We start from the raw sequence: 16,438 nt of genomic DNA, 5'->3' as shown, positions 1-16,438 counted from the left end.
AGGAGTCACGCAGCGAGGTCGTCGGCGCCGACGACGCGCAAGTAGGCGTCGTTCGCGACGTGCGCGGGCCACGCGATCACCCGCCGGCGACGCAGGCTCTCGCCCACGCGGCGCATCCACGCCGACTCTCCGGCACGAATCGGGCCGCGTCCTGGTCGCGACCACAGCAGTCCCACGGTTCCGCCCGGCGTCAGCCGACGGTACGACTCTTCGATCACCTCCGACAGCTGCTCGACGACCTGGGTCACGGGCCGCGGTGGCAGACCGTCGATGGTCGTGACCTGCGGACTCGGTGCGCCGTGGGCGTCGATGAGGACGAACGAGACCTGGGGACTCGGGACGTCGAGGCCGGCGCGGACGAGGCGCCAGAAACGGGTGAGGTCGGCTTCGGTCTGGACGAGGATCATGGCCACAGCGTCCACCGCATGCGGCGCCAGCGTCGAACGCTTCGTCCACAGGGTCAGAACAGCGCCGGCTGCTCGAGCTCCAAGAGCACCCGCTTGCGCTCGATCCCGCCGGCGTAACCGGTCAGCGTCCCGTTGGACCCGATCACCCGGTGGCAGGGGACGACGATCGGGATCGGGTTCGCCCCGTTGGCCGCGCCCACCGCCCGCGAGATGCCCGGCGCGTACCCGAGTCGTGCCGCGATCTCGCCGTACGTCGCGGTCTGACCGTACGGAATCGCCCGCAGCGCGTTCCAGACCCTCTGCTGGAACTCGGTCCCGTCGTTGGCGATCGGGAGGTCGAACTCGCGAAGCTCTTTGCCGAAGTACGCCTCGAGCTGCGCTTCCGCGCGGTCGAGCAGGGGTTCGGCGACGCGTGTGCCCCGCGGTTCGGCATCGAACTCGATCCGGGTGATCAGGCCGGCCGCCACGTGAAGGCGCAGTCCGCCGATCGGCGAGTCCATCCAGCGTGTGCTCATCAGTCGTTCCTCTCCTCGGTGGCCGCGCGCCACAGGTGCACGGCCGCGTACGAGCGCCAGGGGCGCCAGCGGTCGGTGTGTTCGGTCGTGATGCCTCGCGCCGCCAGTTCCCGGCGCAGCACGAGATCGGTCGGCATGAGGACGTCGGGGTCGGACAACGCCCGCAGGACGATGTAGTCGGCGGTCCAGGGACCGATCCCGGTGACCGCCAGCAAGCGGTGCCGCGCCTCGTCCCGATCGGTGCCGGGGTCGAGGGTCAGGCCACCGGCGGCCATCGCCTGCGCGACCCTCAGGAACGCCGCTGCTCGCGATCGCGGCATCGAGAACTCGTCGTCCGGGGCCTCGGCGAGGTCCTCGGGACGGGGGAAGGTGCGGCGCAGTCCGAGTTCCTCGGCCATCGGCAGGGAGACGTCGGCGCCGAAGCGCGCGGCGATCCGACCGAGAATCGTCCGGGCGCCGGCGACCGACACCTGCTGACCGACGATGGCTCGTACGGCCACCTCGAAGCCGTCCACCTGTCCCGGCAGCCGGACACCCGGGCGAGCGGCCACGAGCGGAGCGAGGATCGGATCGGCTGCGAGTGCCGCGTCGATGGCGAGCGGATCGGCATCCAGGTCCAGCAATCGGCGACAACGCTGCACCGCTGCCTGCGTGTCCGCGAGATCGGTCAGTTCGAGCTCGGCACGCACGTGATCGCCCGCGAGGGTCAACCGGGCGACGGCGGGCCCGTGCGGCAAGGTCATCACGCGGGTGTACGTGTCCTCACCGACGATCTCCACCCCCGCGATCGCCCGAGGGCGCAGGAACGCCAGGAGGCCTCCACCATCGAACGGCTGACGGACCGGCAGACGCAGCGTCAGGCGATTCGTGGCGCCCCGCGGCCCGCGGCGCAGTTCTCTCGGGCTGACGGCGTAGACGCGGCGGATCGTGTCGTTGAACTGCCGGATCGAGCCGAACCCCGCGGCGAAGGCGATGTCCGCCAGCGGCAGGTCCGTGGTCTCGATGAGGGTCCGCGCGAGCTGGGCACGGTTGCTGCGGGCGATGGCGAGCGGTCCCGCTCCCACCTCCGCGGTCAGCGAGCGATGCAGCTGCCGCTCGCTGTAGCCCAGTCGGCGCGCCAATCCCGGAACGCCCTCGCGCTCGACGACTCCGTCACCGATCAAGCGCATCGCGCGGGCGACCAGGTCGCCCCGCACGTTCCATTCCGGCGAGCCGGGAGTGCGATCGGGACGGCATCGGCGACACGCGCGGAACCCCGCACCGACCGCGGCGGCGGGCGTGGAGAAGAACGTGACGTTCTCGCGGCGCGGAGTCAGCGCCGGGCACGACGGGCGGCAGAAGATGCCCGTCGTCCGCACGGCGGTGTAGAACAGTCCGTCGAAACGGCCGTCCTTCGCCTGTACTGCGCGGTAACGCTGATCGTCGAGCACGCCACCATCATGACGCGCCCACCGAGCCGTTACTGGCGGAAATCGGACATGGCCCTCACGCGGAACGTGGGGCGTACATGATCACGGAGACGCCAGCCAGACATACCAGCGCGCCGACGACGTCCCATCGGTCCGGACGGAACCCGTCGACGGCCATGCCCCACAGGAGCGAGCCGGCCACGAACACGCCCCCGTACGCGGCGAGGATGCGGCCGAAGTTGGCGTCGGGCTGCAGGGTGGCGACGGCGCCGTACAGCCCGAGAGCGATGACCCCGAGGCCGATCCACAGCCATCCGCGGTGCTCGCGGATGCCTTGCCAGACGAGCCACGCTCCGCCGATTTCGAACAACGCCGCCAGCACGAACAGCGGAATCGAGCGCAGAACGTCCATGGACCACGATCCTAGGGGGCCCGGAAACCAGCACACCCCCGGTCTCGGGAGGAGACCGGGGGTGAGTCGCGCTGGTAGCCCCGACGGGATTCGAACCCGCGCTACCGCCTTGAGAGGGCGGCGTGCTAGGCCGCTACACAACGGGGCCAGGCGGTGAAAACCTTATCAGACGCTGCTGAGGAGGTCTTCGCTGGGGTACTAGGACTCGAACCTAGAACAACTGAACCAGAATCAGCCGTGTTGCCAATTACACCATACCCCACCGGTTCGGCCGTTCCGAGGAACGCCTCGAACCGAAGGACGACTTTACCCGACGCCCCCTCGCTCCCCCAAACCGGGGTCGCGTCGCGACGGTCAGCCGAGCACGGCCGCCAGTCGCGCCAGCGACGCGTCGCGACCGAGCAGTTCGAGCGACTCGAACAGCGGCGGAGACACCCGGCTCCCGGTGACGGCCACGCGCACGGGGCCGAACGCCAGACGCGGTTTGAGGCCGAGTCCGTCGACGAGCGCGGTACGCAGCGCAGACTCGATCTCCGCGGTCGTCCAGGAGTCGAGCGCCGACAGCGCCTCATGCGCCGCCCGCGCGACCTGCAGCCCGTTCTCGTCGAGCTGCTTGGCCCGGTCGGCCTCGTCGATCGTGAACGCGTCGTCGCTGACGAACAGGAAGCGCAGCATGTCCACGGCCTCGGTCAGCAGGTTGGTCCGCTCGTGGACGAGCGGTGCGGCCGCGGCGAGAGCGGAGCGCTGCCGCTCGGTGATCGGGTCGGCGACGAGTCCGGCGCGCTGGAAGTACGGGACGAGCCGCTCGGCGAAGTCCTCCACCGAGAGCATCCGCACGTGGTCGCCGTTGATCGCCTCGCACTTCTTGAGGTCGAACCGTGCCGGGTTGGGGTTGACCCGCGAGATCTCGAACGCCTCGACCATCTCGGCGAGCGAGAACACGTCGCGGTCCTCCGCGATCGCCCACCCGAGCAGCGCGAGATAGTTCAGCAGACCTTCGGGTAGGAACCCCTGGTCGCGGTACGCCAGCAGGTTCGACTCGGGGTCGCGCTTGGAGAGCTTCTTGTTGCCCGCCCCCATGACGTAGGGCAGGTGCCCGAAGCGTGGCGTCGAGCCGTCTCCGATGCCGATCTCGGCGAACGCCTCGTACATGGCGATCTGCCGCGGGGTGGAGCTGAGCAGGTCCTCGCCGCGCAGCACGTGGGTGATGCCCATGAGGGCGTCGTCGGTCGGGTTGGTCAAGGTGTACAGCGGCTGGCCGTTCGCCCGCACGATGACGAAGTCCTGCACGTTCTCGGCACCGAACGTGATCGGGCCGCGGACGAGGTCGTCGAAGGTCCAGTCCTGCTCGGGCATCTTGAAACGGATGACCGGCTGACGGCCCTCCGCCTCGAACGCCGCCTGCTGCTCGGGCGTGAGGTCGCGGTGGAGGCCGTCGTAACCGCTGGGGCGGCCCTCGGCACGCGCCTTCTCCCGGCGCTCCTCCAGCTCTTCGGCCGTGTCGTAGGCCTTGTACGCCCACCCCGCGTCGATGAGCCGCTGAGCGACGTCGGCATAGACGTCCATGCGCTCGGACTGGCGGTAGGGACCGTTCGGGCCGCCGACCTCCACGCCCTCGTCCCAGTCCAGCCCGAGCCAGCGCATGACGTCGACGAGCAGCTGGTAGGACTCCTCGGTATCGCGAGCGCTGTCGGTGTCCTCGATGCGGAAGACGAACGTGCCGCCGTGGTGCCGGGCGAACGCCCAGCTGAAGAGCGCCGTGCGGGCCATCCCGACGTGGGGGTTGCCGGTGGGCGAAGGGCAGAAGCGAGCCACGACGGGCTTGCCGCTGGCGGTCATGCGTAGGTCTCCGTTTCCTCGTCGTCCTCGTCGGCGACGATCTGGTTGGTGAGTGTGCCGATGCCCTCGATGGTGACGCTGACGGTGTCGCCGACCTGCATCGGACCGACTCCCGCGGGCGTACCGGTCAGCACGACGTCGCCGGGCAAGAGCGTCGTGAAGCTCGTGACGTACTCGATGACGTCGGCCACCGAGAAGATCATGTCCTTCGTGCGACCGTCCTGCTTCACGTCGCCGTTGAGCTCGGTGGTGACCCGCAGGTCGGCCGGATCGAGGTCGGTCTCGATCCACGGACCGAGCGGGCAGAACGTGTCGAAGCCCTTGGCCCGCGCCCACTGCCCGTCGCGTGACTGGAGGTCGCGCGCCGTGACGTCGTTGGCGACGGTGTACCCGAAGATCACCTTGGCCGCGTCGGCGGCGGGCACCTTGCGGCAGATCCGTCCGATCACGACGGCGAGCTCACCTTCGAAGTGCAGGTCCTCGGTCTGCTGGGGGTAGAAGACCGGCTCGCCGGGGCCGATGACACTCGTGTTGGGTTTGAGGAAGATCAGCGGCTCTGCCGGGACCTCCCCGCCCATTTCCGCGGCGTGGTCGGCGTAGTTCTTGCCCACGCAGACGACCTTGCTGCGCGGGATGACCGGTGCGAGCAGGCGGACGTCGTCGATCGGGAGTTTCTGCCCGGTCAGGTCGAAGCCCGCGTAGAGCGGATCACCTTTGAGGGGAGCGACGACGGTCGTCCCACCGTCGTCACCGACCACACCGAATCGGGGTTCGTCGTCCAGGGAGAAGCGGGCCACGCGCATGCCCTCACCCTACCCAGAGGAGCGCGTCCCGCCGCGAGCACGGTCAGAACGCGCTGAGTGTGACGTTTCGCAGCTGAACACGGGGGTTTCGGCTGCGAAACGTCACACTCAGGGTGTGGGTGCGGGGAGCAGCGGGGGTGGTCAGGCGGACCCGAAGCGACGTTGGCGCGCGGCGTACTCCTCGATCGCCGTCCAGAGCGCGCGCCGGTCGACATCGGGCCAGGCGATGTCACTGAAGACCAGCTCGGCGTAGGCCGACTGCCACAACAGGAAGTTGCTCGTGCGCTGCTCCCCGGAGGTGCGCCAGAACAGATCGACGTCGGGCATCCAGGGCTCGTCGAGGTAGCGGGCGAACGTGGCCTCCGTGATGCGATCGGGATCGACCTTCCCCGCCTTGACGTCGCGGGCGAGGGCGGCCGCGGCGTCGGCGAGTTCGGCACGGCCGCCGTAGTTGACGCACATCGTCAGCGTCATGACGGTGTTGTGCTTCGTCATCTCCTCGGCGATCTCGAGCTCGCGGATGACACTGCGCCACAACCGCGGACGTCGCCCAGCCCAGCGCACCCGCACCCCGAGCGCGTGCATCTCGTCGCGGCGGCGCCGGATGACATCGCGATTGAAACCCATCAGGAACCGCACTTCATCGGGCGAGCGCTTCCAGTTCTCGGTCGAGAACGCGTAGGCCGAGACGGCTTTGACGCCCACCTCGATCGCGCCCTCGACCACGTCGAACAACGCGGCCTCCCCCATCTCGTGACCGGCAGTGCGCGGCAATCCGCGTTGCTTGGCCCAACGGCCGTTGCCGTCCATGACGATGGCGACGTGGGCCGGCACCTGGTCCGGGGAGAGCTGGGGAGGTCGCGCGCCGGAGGGATGGGGATGCGGGGGCCGGGGGGCCGGCTGGGTCATGAGTATCGATCCACGTGAGCCAGGGAACGCAGACCGCGCTCCAGATGCCAGGACAAGTAGGCGGCCACGATACCGGTGGCCTCGCGCCGAGCGCGGTCATCGGAGGACTCGACCGCGGGCCAGTCGCCGGCGAGCAGGGCGCCGAGCAACTCGATGGTGACCGGCGATGGCACCGTCGAGCCCGCGACCCGGCAGTGGTCGCACAGGACTCCGCCCGACGGGACGTGCACGAAGCGATGAGGGCCCTCGCGGCCGCAGCGCGCGCAGGAACCGAAGGACGGGGCGTAGCCCGCGATGGCCAGGGACCGGAGCTGGAACGAATCGAGGATCAGACCGGGGTCATGCCGCTTCTCGGTGAGCGCACGCAGGGCGCCGACGAGGAGCGTGAACTGCGGCACGGACGGTTCGGCGGTGTCGGCGACGAGGCGCTCGGCGGTCTCGAGCATCGCGCACCCGGCGGTGTAGGCGCCGTAGTCGTCGCCCAGCCACTTGGCGAAGGGGGTGAGGGTGACGACCTGCGTGATGAAATCCAGCGACTTGCCCTCGCCCAGCTGAAGGTCGACGTGCATGAACGGCTCCAGCCGGGCGCCGAACCGGCTCGACGTCTTGCGGACGCCGCGCGCCGCCGCGCGGACCACCCCGCGCTCGCGGGTGAGGAGCGTGATGATGCGATCGGCTTCACCCAGCTTGTGGGTGCGCAGCACGATGGCGGCATCACGGTAGAGGCTCACCTGTCCATTGTGCCGGGAAGGGCCTCCAGGTGGTGATCACGACACCGTAGGCTGACGGCCATGGCCAGGCTTTTCGTCATGATCGGCGTGTTCCTCGGTTCGGCTGCACTCGGGCTGCTGGCCGCCGCAGGGCTCGTCGACGGGTTCCGCCTGCGCATCTTCGGCTTCGTCACCACGGTCGTCATCTACGCGATCGTCCAGAGCCTCGTGACCGCCTGGCTCGGACGAGTCGCAGAAGCACGGGCGCGGGCGCTCGTCGGACTGAGCGGCCTCGGTGCCACCGTGATCGCCCTCGTCATCGCGTCGTGGTTCGGCGGTGCGATCTGGATCTCAGGGCTGACCGCGTGGTTCTGGGGTGCGATCGTGGTCTGGGCGGTGTCGTCGGTCGCTGCGCTGGCTTTGCCGCGACTCCTCGCGGCCCTCGGCGTCGAGGCCGCCCGGGAGAGGCCCGCGGAGGCATAGCCGGCCCGCGCCCCGCCCGCTCCGTCCCCCGCGAGTGGTGCACGTTCGCGGTCCGGGCGGCCGATGCGTGACGAATCTGCACCACTCGCATCGACATCTGCACCACTCGCGGTTGCGCGATGACCTGCCGGCGGAGCCTAGGCTGTCGGCATGAGCCACGCGATCGTCATCGAGCAGACCGGTGGACCGGAGGTCATGACCTGGCAGGAGGTGCCGCGGCCGGCCCCGGGTCCCGATGAGCTTCTGGTCGAGGTCGGCGCCGCAGGGGTCAACTTCATCGACATCTACCTGCGCACCGGGATCTATGACTCGCCGCTGCCATTCACGCCCGGCAAGGAGGGCGCTGGCCGTGTCGTCGAGGTCGGCGAGCGGTTGCGGGATCGGTTCGCCGAGGGCGACCGGGTCGCCTGGGCCATGGGCACGGGCGGCTACGCCGAGTTCGCGACCGTGCCAGGCGATTTGGCTGTTCGCATCCCTGACGGCGTGAGCGACGAGCAGGCTGCCGCCGTTCTCCTGCAGGGCATGACCGCGCATTTCCTCACCCACTCGATCGTCGCCCTCGAGCCCGGCGACCCGGTCCTCCTTCACGCGGGAGCAGGCGGCGTGGGGCTGTTGCTCACGCAACTGCTCGTGCGCGAGGGCGTGCGGGTGGTGACCACGGTCTCGACGGAGCAGAAGGCCGCACTGTCACGTGGGGCCGGGGCGAGCGAGGTCATCGTCGGCTACGACGGGTTCGCCGAGAAGGTGCGTGAGCTGACCGACGGAATCGGCGCACGGGTCGTCTACGATGGCGTCGGCGCTGACACGTTCGACGGCAGCCTCGACGCCCTCCGCACCCGCGGGACGCTCGTGCTGTTCGGTGCCTCGAGCGGACCGGTCTCCCCCGTCGACCCGCAGACGCTCAACGCCAAGGGATCGCTCGTCCTTACCCGCCCGTCACTCGCGCACTTCATCGCCGACCGCGAGGAGCTCGAGCGGCGCGCGTCCGACCTGTTCGAGGCCGTCGCGACGGACGAGCTGGACGTGCGGATCGGTGCGACGTATCCGATGCCGGACGCCGGTCGCGCGCACGAGGAGCTCGCCGGCCGGCGGACCACCGGAAAGCTCCTGCTGCTGCCCTGACCGCGCCCACCTCGCAGCTCGCGAGTGGTGAAAATTCGTCGGCGAGTGGTGCAGATTCGCGCCCGCCGACGACGCGGCGTGACGAATCTGCACCACTCGCGGAGCGAGAACCGCCGTGACGCGGCTCGGGTCAGACGGCGGGGATGGTGGTGGCGGCTGCCCGGTTGGCGGCGCACACCACCGCGCGCAGTGACGCCGTCACGATGTTGGCGTGGATACCCACACCCCACACGACCTCGCCGGCGATGTCGCACTCCACGTAGGCGGCGGCGAGGGCGTCGCCACCGGCGGACAGTGCGTGCTCGCTGTAGTCCAGCACCCGGATCTCGGCGCCGGTCTGGCGCATGCCGTCGACGAACGCCGCGACGGGGCCGTTGCCCTCACCCTTGAAGGAGCGGTGTTCACCGCGCACGATCAGGTCGACGATCTGCTCGTCGTAGCCCTCGGCCGTTGTGGTGGAGCTGAAGCTCTCCAGCGCGTACGGCTGCTCGCGATCCAGGTACTCGCGGCGGAACGCGTCCCAGATCTGCGACGCCTCGATCTCGCCGGCCTCGCCCTCGCTCATGTTCTGGACGACGCGGCTGAACTCGATCTGGAGGCGGCGCGGCAGGTCCAGTTGGTGTTCGGCCTTGAGGATGTACGCCACACCGCCCTTGCCGGACTGGCTGTTGACGCGGATCACGGCCTCGTACGTGCGGCCGACGTCGTGCGGATCGATCGGCAGGTAAGGGGCCTCCCACGGCACCTCCGCCACCGGCACGCCCTGCTCGGCCGCGATGCGGTCCAGATCCTCCAGACCCTTCTTGATCGCGTCCTGGTGCGAACCGCTGAACGCCGTGTAGACCAGATCGCCGGCGTACGGGTGTCGCGGGTGAACCGGCAGGTTGGTGCAGTACTCGACGGTGCGGCGGATCTCGTCGATGTCGCTGAAGTCCAGCTGCGGGTCCACGCCCTGACTGAACAGGTTCATGCCGAGCGTCACCAGATCGACGTTGCCCGTGCGCTCGCCGTGACCGAACAGACAGCCCTCGACGCGGTCGGCGCCGGCCATCATCGCCAACTCGGTGGCGGCGACGGCAGTGCCACGGTCGTTGTGCGGGTGCAGGCTGATCGCCACGTGCTCGCGATGCTCCACGTTGCGGCTGAACCACTCGATCTGGTCGGCGTAGGTGTTGGGCGTCGCCATCTCGACGGTGGCCGGCAGGTTGAGGATGATCTCCCGGCCGGCCTCGGGCTGCCAGACGTCCATGACGGCGTTACAGACCTCGACGGAGAACTCCAGTTCGGCACCGGTGAAGATCTCCGGGCTGTACTGGTAGCCGAAGGCGGTGTCGGTCATGTTCTGCTCCGCGTACTTCATGACCATTTCGGTACCGCGGGTGGCGATGGAGCGTACCTCGTCGCGCGAGGCGTTGAAGACGACGCGGCGGAACAGTGGAGCGACCGCGTTGTACAGGTGGATGTTGGCCCGGTGGGCGCCGCGCAGGGCCTGCGTCGTGCGCTCGATGAGGTCTTCCCGCGCCTGGGTCAGCACCGAGATCGTGACGTCGTCGGGGATCAGGTCCTGCTCGATCAGGTCGCGGACGAACTGGAAGTCGGTGTCGCTGGCCGACGGGAAACCGACCTCGATCTCCTTGAACCCCATCCGCAGCAGCAGGTCGAACATGCGGCGCTTGCGGGCCGGGGTCATCGGGTCGATGAGCGCCTGGTTGCCGTCACGCAGGTCGGTGGACAACCACCGCGGGGCGGCGGTGATGGTCTGCGACGGCCACGTGCGGTCGGGCAGGTCGATGGGCTCGAACGCGCGGTAGCGCCCGAACGGCATGGGAGAGGTCTGCTGAGCAGAGACGATGTTGTTCTTCACGATGGGGCTCCTCGGGACATGGGGTTCGTCACGTGCGGTCGGTCACGACGAACTCCGCGCCGAGGGGCCCGACCTAGTGGACCTCGACGCGGCAGCGAAGGAGGAGGTTCGCGTAGCGCATGTCACGGTCACAGTAGCACCCCTGCGAACCACGGCCGAGATCCCACCCCTGGGGCAGACTGGGGACATGAGTTCCTCGACCGAGTCCGACCAGTCCACCAGCGGCGCCTACGTCACGGCCGGGCAGGAGTTCGACCGCGACATGAACTACATCCCCGACCGGATCACCGCGCAGGGCGGCGAGCCAATCGACGGCCGCGCCGGCACCGGTGCGAGCAGCCCCTCGGATGCCCCGCGCTGGCCGGTCGAGGCCGGCCGGTACCGGTTGATCGCGGCGAAGGCGTGTCCGTGGGCCAACCGGTCGATCATCGTGCGATCGCTGCTCGGACTCGAGGACGTCATCAGCCTCGGCACGCCCGGTCCGACGCACGACAAGCGCAGCTGGACCTTCGATCTGGACCCCGACGGCGTCGACCCGGTACTCGGCATCGAGCGGCTCCAAGACGCCTACTTCGCCCGGTACCCGGACTATCCGCGGGGCATCACGGTGCCGGCGATCGTGGAGATCGAGTCGGGCAAGGTCGTCACCAACGACTTCCCGTGGATCACCCACGACTTCTTCTTCGAGTGGCGTGAGCACCACGCGCCGGACGCGCCCGATCTGTGGCCTGCGGACGTGCGCGACGAGATGGAAGACGTGATGGTGCGAATCTTCCACGAGATCAACAACGGCGTTTACCGCTGCGGCTTCGCCGGTTCCCAGGAGGCCTACGACGCCGCCTACGACCGGCTGTGGACGGCGATGGACTGGCTGGAGGACCGGCTCTCCACCCGCCGGTATCTCATGGGCGACGCCGTCACCGAGGCCGACGTCCGACTCTTCACCACTCTCGCGCGGTTCGACGCCGTCTACCACGGCCACTTCAAGTGCAACCGCAACAAGCTGACCGAGATGCCGAACGTGTGGGGTTACGCCCGTGATCTGTACCAGATCCCGGCCTTCGGCGACTCGATCGACTTCGAGCAGATCAAGGCGCACTACTACGTCGTGCAGACCGACATCAACCCGACGCAGATCGTCCCCAAGGGTCCGGACCCGTCGCTGTGGCTCGAACCGCACGGACGCGGCTAGGTCATTCGGCGCGACGGGCCAGGGACCGAGGGAAGCAACGTGCCAGCCAACGCCGCCAGGCCGGCACGGACGTCTCCAGCGACCGGACGCTCGACCTCGCCTCCTCGAGCACCGTCGTCGGACCCCGGGTGGAGGCGTACCGCTCGCGTTCGACGGACTCCATCACGGCGACCAGTCCCGGTCCGGCATGGCCCTGCAGCGGCTCGGCCTGGCCCCGCACCGTAGCCCGGGCCGGCAGCGCGAAACCGAGGTCGGTGGCGGTGTCGATGATCTCGCGCCACAGGGGTTCGGTGCGGTCGCGACCCTTCCGCCAGCGCCACCAGCGGCGGGTGCGCCGGGCCGACGCCGGCAGGACGAGCAGCACCGCGGCCGTCGCCGCTGCGCCCAGCGCGAGCGTGGATCGCGAGGGGCCGCCTGCGTTCGCCGCCGCGCCCGCAGCGACCGCCTGCTCGCCCTCGGTGAGAGCCTGCGGGTCCTGCGGAGTGCCTCCCGCGACCGTGCCCGGGTTCGGGAGGTCGCCGACCGGCGCAGGACCGCCGACACGCGGCTCGTCGAATCCGGTCGGCCGGCCCACGCCCGGAGTCGCATCGAACCTCACCCATCCGACACCCTCGAAGTAGACCTCGGTCCAGGCGTGCAGAGAGTCCGAGGACGTGGAGTAGATGCGCTCTCCCTCAGCGGTGCGTCCGGCGGGGTCACCCGGTGCATACCCGACGGCGATGCGCGCCGGAATCCCGAGCGAACGGGCCATGACCGCGAGCGCCGAGGAGAAATGGACGCAGTAGCCGGACTGTTCCTCCAGGAGGAAGCGCTCGATGACCTCGACACCGCTGCCGTCGTAGCCCTCGGCCACCGGTGACGACTCCGAATAGCTGAAGTCCGCGCGCATCCAGTCCTGAAGGGCGACGATGCGGTCGTAGTCGTTCGTGAGGCCCGCCGTCTGTGAGCGGGCCACGGCCGCGATGCGAGGTGGCGTGTCCGGCGGGAGGGTCAGGTACCGCCGCGTGAGCGGGGCCGGCAGCAGCGCTTGACGCTCGCGCATCTGCCCGGCGTCCGGCGTGATCTCCACATAGTCCGCCACGTACGTCTGACCGCGCGTGGTGTCGGTCCGCGACCGCACCGTCCCTCCGACCGGGTGCCAGAACCACGTGCCCACCAGCCCACGGACCCCCTCCGCCGGGTAGGGCATCGGCAGCATCGTGGAGTCCAGATCGTCGACCGCGATGCTGATCTCCTCGGCCGTGCTCTCGATGGCAGGGTCGAGGCCATCGAGCGGTTGCTCGACCGGCAGGCCGTCGGCATTCACGATCGGCTCCCAGGTGTCCCCCTCCACGTCGACGAGCGTCGCGACCTTCAAGTACGGCGCCTCCTCGGCGGACGTGATCGAGCGCAGTACCTCGACGGAGTCACCGCGCCGCAGGTTCTCGCCGAGTCGCAGCATCGGGTTGATGCCGCGTCCGAAGATGTCGACGGGCGCTCGGCCCCAGGTCGACGCGGCTGGAGTGAGGTCGGCGGCCACCACGGACGGCGCGAACACGCCCGCGATCAACGCGGTCGCCCCCATCGCGGTGGCGAGCACCACGCGCGACGGCGACGGCGCGGACGACCGCGCGACGACGAGCGCGAGCCAGCCCGCCGCCGTGACGACGAACGCCGGGAGCGGCGGGTTCGCCCCGACGATGAGCGAGGCGATCGCGAGCCCGACCATGAAGACCGCGCCGACGCCCCACACGCCGAGCCGCCGGGAGCGCACGAGCGCGTCGACGACGATGACGAGCAACCCGAAGCCGACGGCCATCCCGGTCAGCAGCGGCTCCGGTGGGATCAACGGCGCCTGCTCCTCAGCCACGACGGCGATGGCGAGGCTCAGCTGTTGCCGCAACGCCTGCAGCGTCGTCGCCGTAGGGATGCCGGCCACGGTGCTGCCGGGCACGAACACCCACACCACGAGAAGCCCGAGCGCCAGGCCACCGGCGAGCGGGGCGAGCGTGGCGTGCCAACGCCGTGCGACGAGCAGCGAGACCTGCACGCCGACCATGACGAGGACGACCCGCGACCACCAGGTGTCGCCCTGCAGCACGTTGCCGAAACCCCACAGGACGCCGATCAACCCGACGAGTCCCGCCAGGTGCGCGCCGACGCCGAATCGGTTCGTCATCGTCGCACCTCGGCATCGCTCCACAGTTCGGCCACGTCGTCGCGGTCGCGGTACGTGAGACACGTCCAGCCTTCGCGGCGCAGCGCCCCCAAGGCCTCGTCGTCGCTCGACGCGTGGACGAACACGGCAACCGGCGCGCGGTCCGGTTGAGCGAGCCACGCCCGTGCAGCGGCGACGTCCACGCGCCCGGCGAACACGAGGCGATCGGCACCGGGGTCGCCCCAGCGGGCTGCCGCAGCACTCGGTTCGGCCAACGCCAGACTGATGAGCGCCTCGTGCGGCGACGTGTCCGGTGCGACGTCGACCGACGACTCGCCCACCACGACCTGGACGTCGGAGCCGTCGCGATGCAATCGCTCGAGCACCGACGCCGCCGCGCTGGCTCGCCAATCGAGTTCGCGCTCGTCGTCGCTTCGGGTCTCGACGACGAGGACGACCCGGCGACGAGACTGCTGCTCCTCCTGACGAACCATGAGCGACCCGCGGTGCGCCGTCGCCTTCCAATGGAGCCGTTTGACCGGGTCCCCGAAGCGGTAGGGCCGGGCGAGCACATCGGGTTCGCCGAGACCACGCGAGCTGGTCGGCCGCTCGACGAGCTGATCGCGCCCACCGAGCACATCCATCAACGCACTGTCCGCGGACAACGGGACGCGACGCGGGAGCACCACCACCGACGACTCCCCCGGCAGCTCGACCCAGCGCGTCGCGAGACCGAAGGGGTCACTGACCCGGACGCTCGTCGGACCGATCCCGTGGCGGCCGCGCTGGGACAGGCGCAGCTCGTAGCGGGCGGCGGGCGCACGCCCTCGGCCCTCGTCGAGCAGGACGCCGCTGTGACCGCCTCCGGAGGCGTCCTCCCACCATTCCACGACGTCGAGGGCACTGTGCCCCTGGCGGGTTAGCTGCATGTGGACGGCGATGGGTTCGCCGGGATCGGCCACCCGCGGTTCCACGTCACGCTGGACGCTCCACGCCGGACGACCGAACGCGACCGCGAGCATCGCCAGCACGAAAGCGCCGACGAGGACGCCGCCGGCCTGCACCAGGACCGGCACCGACCAGACGAAGGCGAGCACGACGACGAGTGCGGCGACGACGAGGAAGACGACGCCGCGCCGCGAGGGCGCGGGCCACCGCGACCAGGACATGGTCACGGGCCCGCCGGCACCGGGGTGCGCTCGACGATCGATCGCACGATGAGCTCGGCATCCGGTTCGCCGCGCTGGACGATGAGCCGATGCGCGAGCACCGCCACGGCGAGCGTGTCGACGTCATCGGGGACGACGTACTCGCGCCCGCGGACGGCGGCGTAGGCCTTGGCGGCTCGCACCAGTTGGAGCGTCGCCCGCGGGCTCGCACCCAGCAGCAGGCGATCGTCCGCACGGGTCGCGGTGGCGATATCCACGACGTAACGTCCCACCGCGTCGGAGACGTGGACCGCGCGCGCCTCGACGATCATCGCGGCGAAGTCCTCCAGCGACACCACCGGTTCGAGGGCGTCGATGGGTTCGGTGCGGTCGTGGCCGTGAATCATGTCCAGCTCGGCGGCGGCGTCCGGATAGCCCATCGAGATGCGCGCCATGAAGCGATCGCGCTGTGCCTCTGGCAGCGCGTACGTGCCCTCCATCTCGAGCGGGTTCTGCGTCGCGACCACCATGAAGGGCCGGCTGAGCTGATACGTCGTGCCGTCGACGGACACCTGACGCTCGCTCATCGCCTCCAGCAGAGCCGACTGGGTCTTGGGCGAAGCGCGGTTGATCTCGTCGCCGATGACGACGTGCGCGAAGACCGCTCCGGGGCGGAACTCGAAACGGGCCGTCGCCTGATCGAACACCGACACGCCGGTGATGTCCGAGGGCAGGAGGTCGGGCGTGAACTGCACGCGGTTGACGCTGCCGTCCACCGAGCGAGCGAGCGCGCGGGCCAGGGCGGTCTTGCCCACCCCCGGGACGTCCTCGATGAGCAGATGCCCCTCGGCCAGCAGCACGACGATGGCCGTGTCGATGGCATCCGGCTTGCCGTCGATGACCCGACTCACGTTGTCGTGGAGGGCGCGGGCGGCCGCGGCGAGATCCATGGAACGATCCTAGGCACCTCGTGGTCGGCGTGCGCGAGAACGCGGCATGCGATTACCGTCGGGTCATGCCACGTCTGCTGGTCGTTCACCACTCGCCCACCGAGAACGTCGCACGTCTCGCCGACACCGTGCTCGCGGGCACGCGCGACGACGCCCTCGACGGTGTGGAGGTCGTCGAGCGGCCTGCCCTCGAGGCGACCGTCGATGACGTCCTCGCCGCTGACGGCTACCTGCTGGGCACCACCGCCAACTTCGGCTACATCAGCGGGGCGCTCAAGCACTTCTTCGACACCACCTACGACGCCGTCCGCGAGCCGACCGCGCAGCGCCCGTTCTCGTACTGGATCCACGGCGGCTACGACACGACCGGCGCCGAACGCGCGATGGAGTCGATCACGACCGGACTGGGATGGCGACTGGCCGCCGAACCCCTCGTGTTCACCGGCGAGGTCACCGAGGAGCACCTGGAACGCGCCTACGAGCTCGGCGGCACGCTGGGTGCCGTCCTGATCTCCTGAGCCGGTCTCGCTACGCCGCT

At 69.8% G+C, this 16,438-nt stretch carries 16 protein-coding genes and 2 tRNA genes; 4 read left to right on the top strand and 14 right to left on the bottom strand.

The window, feature by feature from the left end:
- Positions 1-5: 5 nt before the first annotated feature.
- From D9V41_RS06110 to recO, 10 genes are all read right to left on the bottom strand, one after another.
- Positions 6-407 carry a hypothetical protein gene (locus D9V41_RS06110; protein ID WP_133434122.1) on the bottom strand — a complete coding sequence of 134 codons (402 nt, stop codon included), beginning with the start codon at positions 405-407 and terminating at the stop codon, positions 6-8.
- A gap of 53 nt (positions 408-460) precedes the next feature.
- Positions 461-922, bottom strand: a complete 462-nt coding sequence (locus D9V41_RS06105) for a methylated-DNA--[protein]-cysteine S-methyltransferase (protein ID WP_121793640.1) — start codon at positions 920-922, stop codon at positions 461-463.
- Positions 922-2,352 (bottom strand): AlkA N-terminal domain-containing protein, encoded by a 1,431-nt coding sequence (locus D9V41_RS06100; RefSeq protein WP_121793639.1) that lies wholly within the window; start codon positions 2,350-2,352, stop codon positions 922-924. The genes D9V41_RS06105 and D9V41_RS06100 overlap by 1 nt, the downstream gene beginning before the upstream one ends.
- Positions 2,353-2,407: 55 nt before the next feature.
- Positions 2,408-2,743 carry a YnfA family protein gene (locus tag D9V41_RS06095; RefSeq protein ID WP_121793638.1) on the bottom strand — a complete coding sequence of 112 codons (336 nt, stop codon included), beginning with the start codon at positions 2,741-2,743 and terminating at the stop codon, positions 2,408-2,410.
- 72 nt (positions 2,744-2,815) lie between these two features.
- A tRNA-Glu gene (locus D9V41_RS06090) sits at positions 2,816-2,891 on the bottom strand.
- Positions 2,892-2,933: 42 nt separating this feature from the next.
- Positions 2,934-3,005: transfer RNA gene (locus D9V41_RS06085), tRNA-Gln, on the bottom strand.
- 92 nt (positions 3,006-3,097) lie between these two features.
- Positions 3,098-4,582 (bottom strand): glutamate--tRNA ligase, encoded by a 1,485-nt coding sequence (gene gltX, locus D9V41_RS06080; RefSeq protein ID WP_121793637.1) that lies wholly within the window; start codon positions 4,580-4,582, stop codon positions 3,098-3,100.
- Positions 4,579-5,385, bottom strand: coding sequence for a fumarylacetoacetate hydrolase family protein (locus tag D9V41_RS06075; protein ID WP_121793636.1), 807 nt, complete (start codon positions 5,383-5,385; stop codon positions 4,579-4,581). The genes gltX and D9V41_RS06075 overlap by 4 nt, the downstream gene beginning before the upstream one ends.
- Before the next feature lie 141 nt (positions 5,386-5,526).
- Positions 5,527-6,294, bottom strand: coding sequence for an isoprenyl transferase (locus D9V41_RS06070; protein ID WP_121793635.1), 768 nt, complete (start codon positions 6,292-6,294; stop codon positions 5,527-5,529).
- Positions 6,291-7,025, bottom strand: a complete 735-nt coding sequence (gene recO, locus D9V41_RS06065; protein WP_121793634.1) for a DNA repair protein RecO — start codon at positions 7,023-7,025, stop codon at positions 6,291-6,293. The genes D9V41_RS06070 and recO overlap by 4 nt, the downstream gene beginning before the upstream one ends.
- A gap of 60 nt (positions 7,026-7,085) precedes the next feature.
- On the opposite strand from recO, the gene D9V41_RS06060 reads away from it, so the two are divergent.
- Both D9V41_RS06060 and D9V41_RS06055 read left to right on the top strand, forming a co-directional pair.
- Complete coding sequence (locus D9V41_RS06060) at positions 7,086-7,487, top strand: hypothetical protein (RefSeq protein ID WP_121793633.1); 402 nt, start codon at positions 7,086-7,088, stop codon at positions 7,485-7,487.
- A gap of 150 nt (positions 7,488-7,637) precedes the next feature.
- Positions 7,638-8,609: a quinone oxidoreductase family protein gene (locus tag D9V41_RS06055; protein WP_121793632.1), complete on the top strand. Its 972-nt coding sequence runs from the start codon at positions 7,638-7,640 to the stop codon at positions 8,607-8,609.
- Positions 8,610-8,739: 130 nt separating this feature from the next.
- Here the strand turns inward: D9V41_RS06055 and leuA are convergent, their stop codons facing one another.
- Positions 8,740-10,434: a 2-isopropylmalate synthase gene (leuA, locus tag D9V41_RS06050; RefSeq protein ID WP_121793743.1), complete on the bottom strand. Its 1,695-nt coding sequence runs from the start codon at positions 10,432-10,434 to the stop codon at positions 8,740-8,742.
- 226 nt (positions 10,435-10,660) lie between these two features.
- Here leuA and D9V41_RS06045 point away from each other — a divergent pair, with 226 nt between their 5' ends.
- Positions 10,661-11,665, top strand: a complete 1,005-nt coding sequence (locus D9V41_RS06045; RefSeq protein WP_121793742.1) for a glutathione S-transferase C-terminal domain-containing protein — start codon at positions 10,661-10,663, stop codon at positions 11,663-11,665.
- A 1-nt stretch (position 11,666) separates the two neighbouring features.
- On the opposite strand, the gene D9V41_RS06040 is transcribed toward D9V41_RS06045, so the two are convergent.
- Genes D9V41_RS06040 through D9V41_RS06025 form a run of 3 tightly spaced genes read right to left on the bottom strand, consistent with a single transcriptional unit; the run spans position 11,667 to position 15,900 of the window.
- Positions 11,667-13,823 (bottom strand): transglutaminase TgpA family protein, encoded by a 2,157-nt coding sequence (locus tag D9V41_RS06040; RefSeq protein ID WP_121793631.1) that lies wholly within the window; start codon positions 13,821-13,823, stop codon positions 11,667-11,669.
- Positions 13,820-14,971: a DUF58 domain-containing protein gene (locus tag D9V41_RS06035; protein WP_243697176.1), complete on the bottom strand. Its 1,152-nt coding sequence runs from the start codon at positions 14,969-14,971 to the stop codon at positions 13,820-13,822. The genes D9V41_RS06040 and D9V41_RS06035 overlap by 4 nt, the downstream gene beginning before the upstream one ends.
- Before the next feature lie 2 nt (positions 14,972-14,973).
- Entirely contained in the window at positions 14,974-15,900 is a 927-nt protein-coding gene (locus tag D9V41_RS06025) for an AAA family ATPase (protein ID WP_121793628.1), read from the bottom strand.
- Between the two features lie 65 nt (positions 15,901-15,965).
- Between D9V41_RS06025 and D9V41_RS06020 the strand changes: the two genes are divergently transcribed.
- A complete protein-coding gene (locus D9V41_RS06020; RefSeq protein WP_121793741.1) occupies positions 15,966-16,418 on the top strand; it encodes a flavodoxin family protein in 453 nt (150 codons plus the stop codon).
- Positions 16,419-16,438 lie beyond the last annotated feature (20 nt).

It is taken from the genome of Aeromicrobium phragmitis (genome assembly GCF_003674095.1).
Classification (GTDB): domain Bacteria; phylum Actinomycetota; class Actinomycetes; order Propionibacteriales; family Nocardioidaceae; genus Aeromicrobium; species Aeromicrobium phragmitis.
This window is presented reverse-complemented; position numbering and strand designations above follow the sequence as displayed.

Bases quoted from the DNA above. Each gene is read 5' to 3' on its own strand.
- D9V41_RS06055 (WP_121793632.1), top strand. From the start codon at position 7,638: ATGAGCCACGCGATCGTCATCGAGCAGACCGGTGGACCGGAGGTCATG.
- D9V41_RS06105 (WP_121793640.1), bottom strand. From the start codon at position 922: ATGAGCACACGCTGGATGGACTCGCCGATCGGCGGACTGCGCCTTCAC.
- D9V41_RS06040 (WP_121793631.1), bottom strand. From the start codon at position 13,823: ATGACGAACCGATTCGGCGTCGGCGCGCACCTGGCGGGACTCGTCGGG.
- D9V41_RS06025 (WP_121793628.1), bottom strand. From the start codon at position 15,900: ATGGATCTCGCCGCGGCCGCCCGCGCCCTCCACGACAACGTGAGTCGG.
- D9V41_RS06035 (WP_243697176.1), bottom strand. From the start codon at position 14,971: ATGTCCTGGTCGCGGTGGCCCGCGCCCTCGCGGCGCGGCGTCGTCTTC.
- D9V41_RS06110 (WP_133434122.1), bottom strand. From the start codon at position 407: ATGATCCTCGTCCAGACCGAAGCCGACCTCACCCGTTTCTGGCGCCTC.
- D9V41_RS06060 (WP_121793633.1), top strand. From the start codon at position 7,086: ATGGCCAGGCTTTTCGTCATGATCGGCGTGTTCCTCGGTTCGGCTGCA.
- D9V41_RS06075 (WP_121793636.1), bottom strand. From the start codon at position 5,385: ATGCGCGTGGCCCGCTTCTCCCTGGACGACGAACCCCGATTCGGTGTG.
- D9V41_RS06095 (WP_121793638.1), bottom strand. From the start codon at position 2,743: ATGGACGTTCTGCGCTCGATTCCGCTGTTCGTGCTGGCGGCGTTGTTC.
- leuA (WP_121793743.1), bottom strand. From the start codon at position 10,434: ATGCCGTTCGGGCGCTACCGCGCGTTCGAGCCCATCGACCTGCCCGAC.
- gltX (WP_121793637.1), bottom strand. From the start codon at position 4,582: ATGACCGCCAGCGGCAAGCCCGTCGTGGCTCGCTTCTGCCCTTCGCCC.
- D9V41_RS06020 (WP_121793741.1), top strand. From the start codon at position 15,966: ATGCCACGTCTGCTGGTCGTTCACCACTCGCCCACCGAGAACGTCGCA.
- D9V41_RS06070 (WP_121793635.1), bottom strand. From the start codon at position 6,294: ATGACCCAGCCGGCCCCCCGGCCCCCGCATCCCCATCCCTCCGGCGCG.
- D9V41_RS06045 (WP_121793742.1), top strand. From the start codon at position 10,661: ATGAGTTCCTCGACCGAGTCCGACCAGTCCACCAGCGGCGCCTACGTC.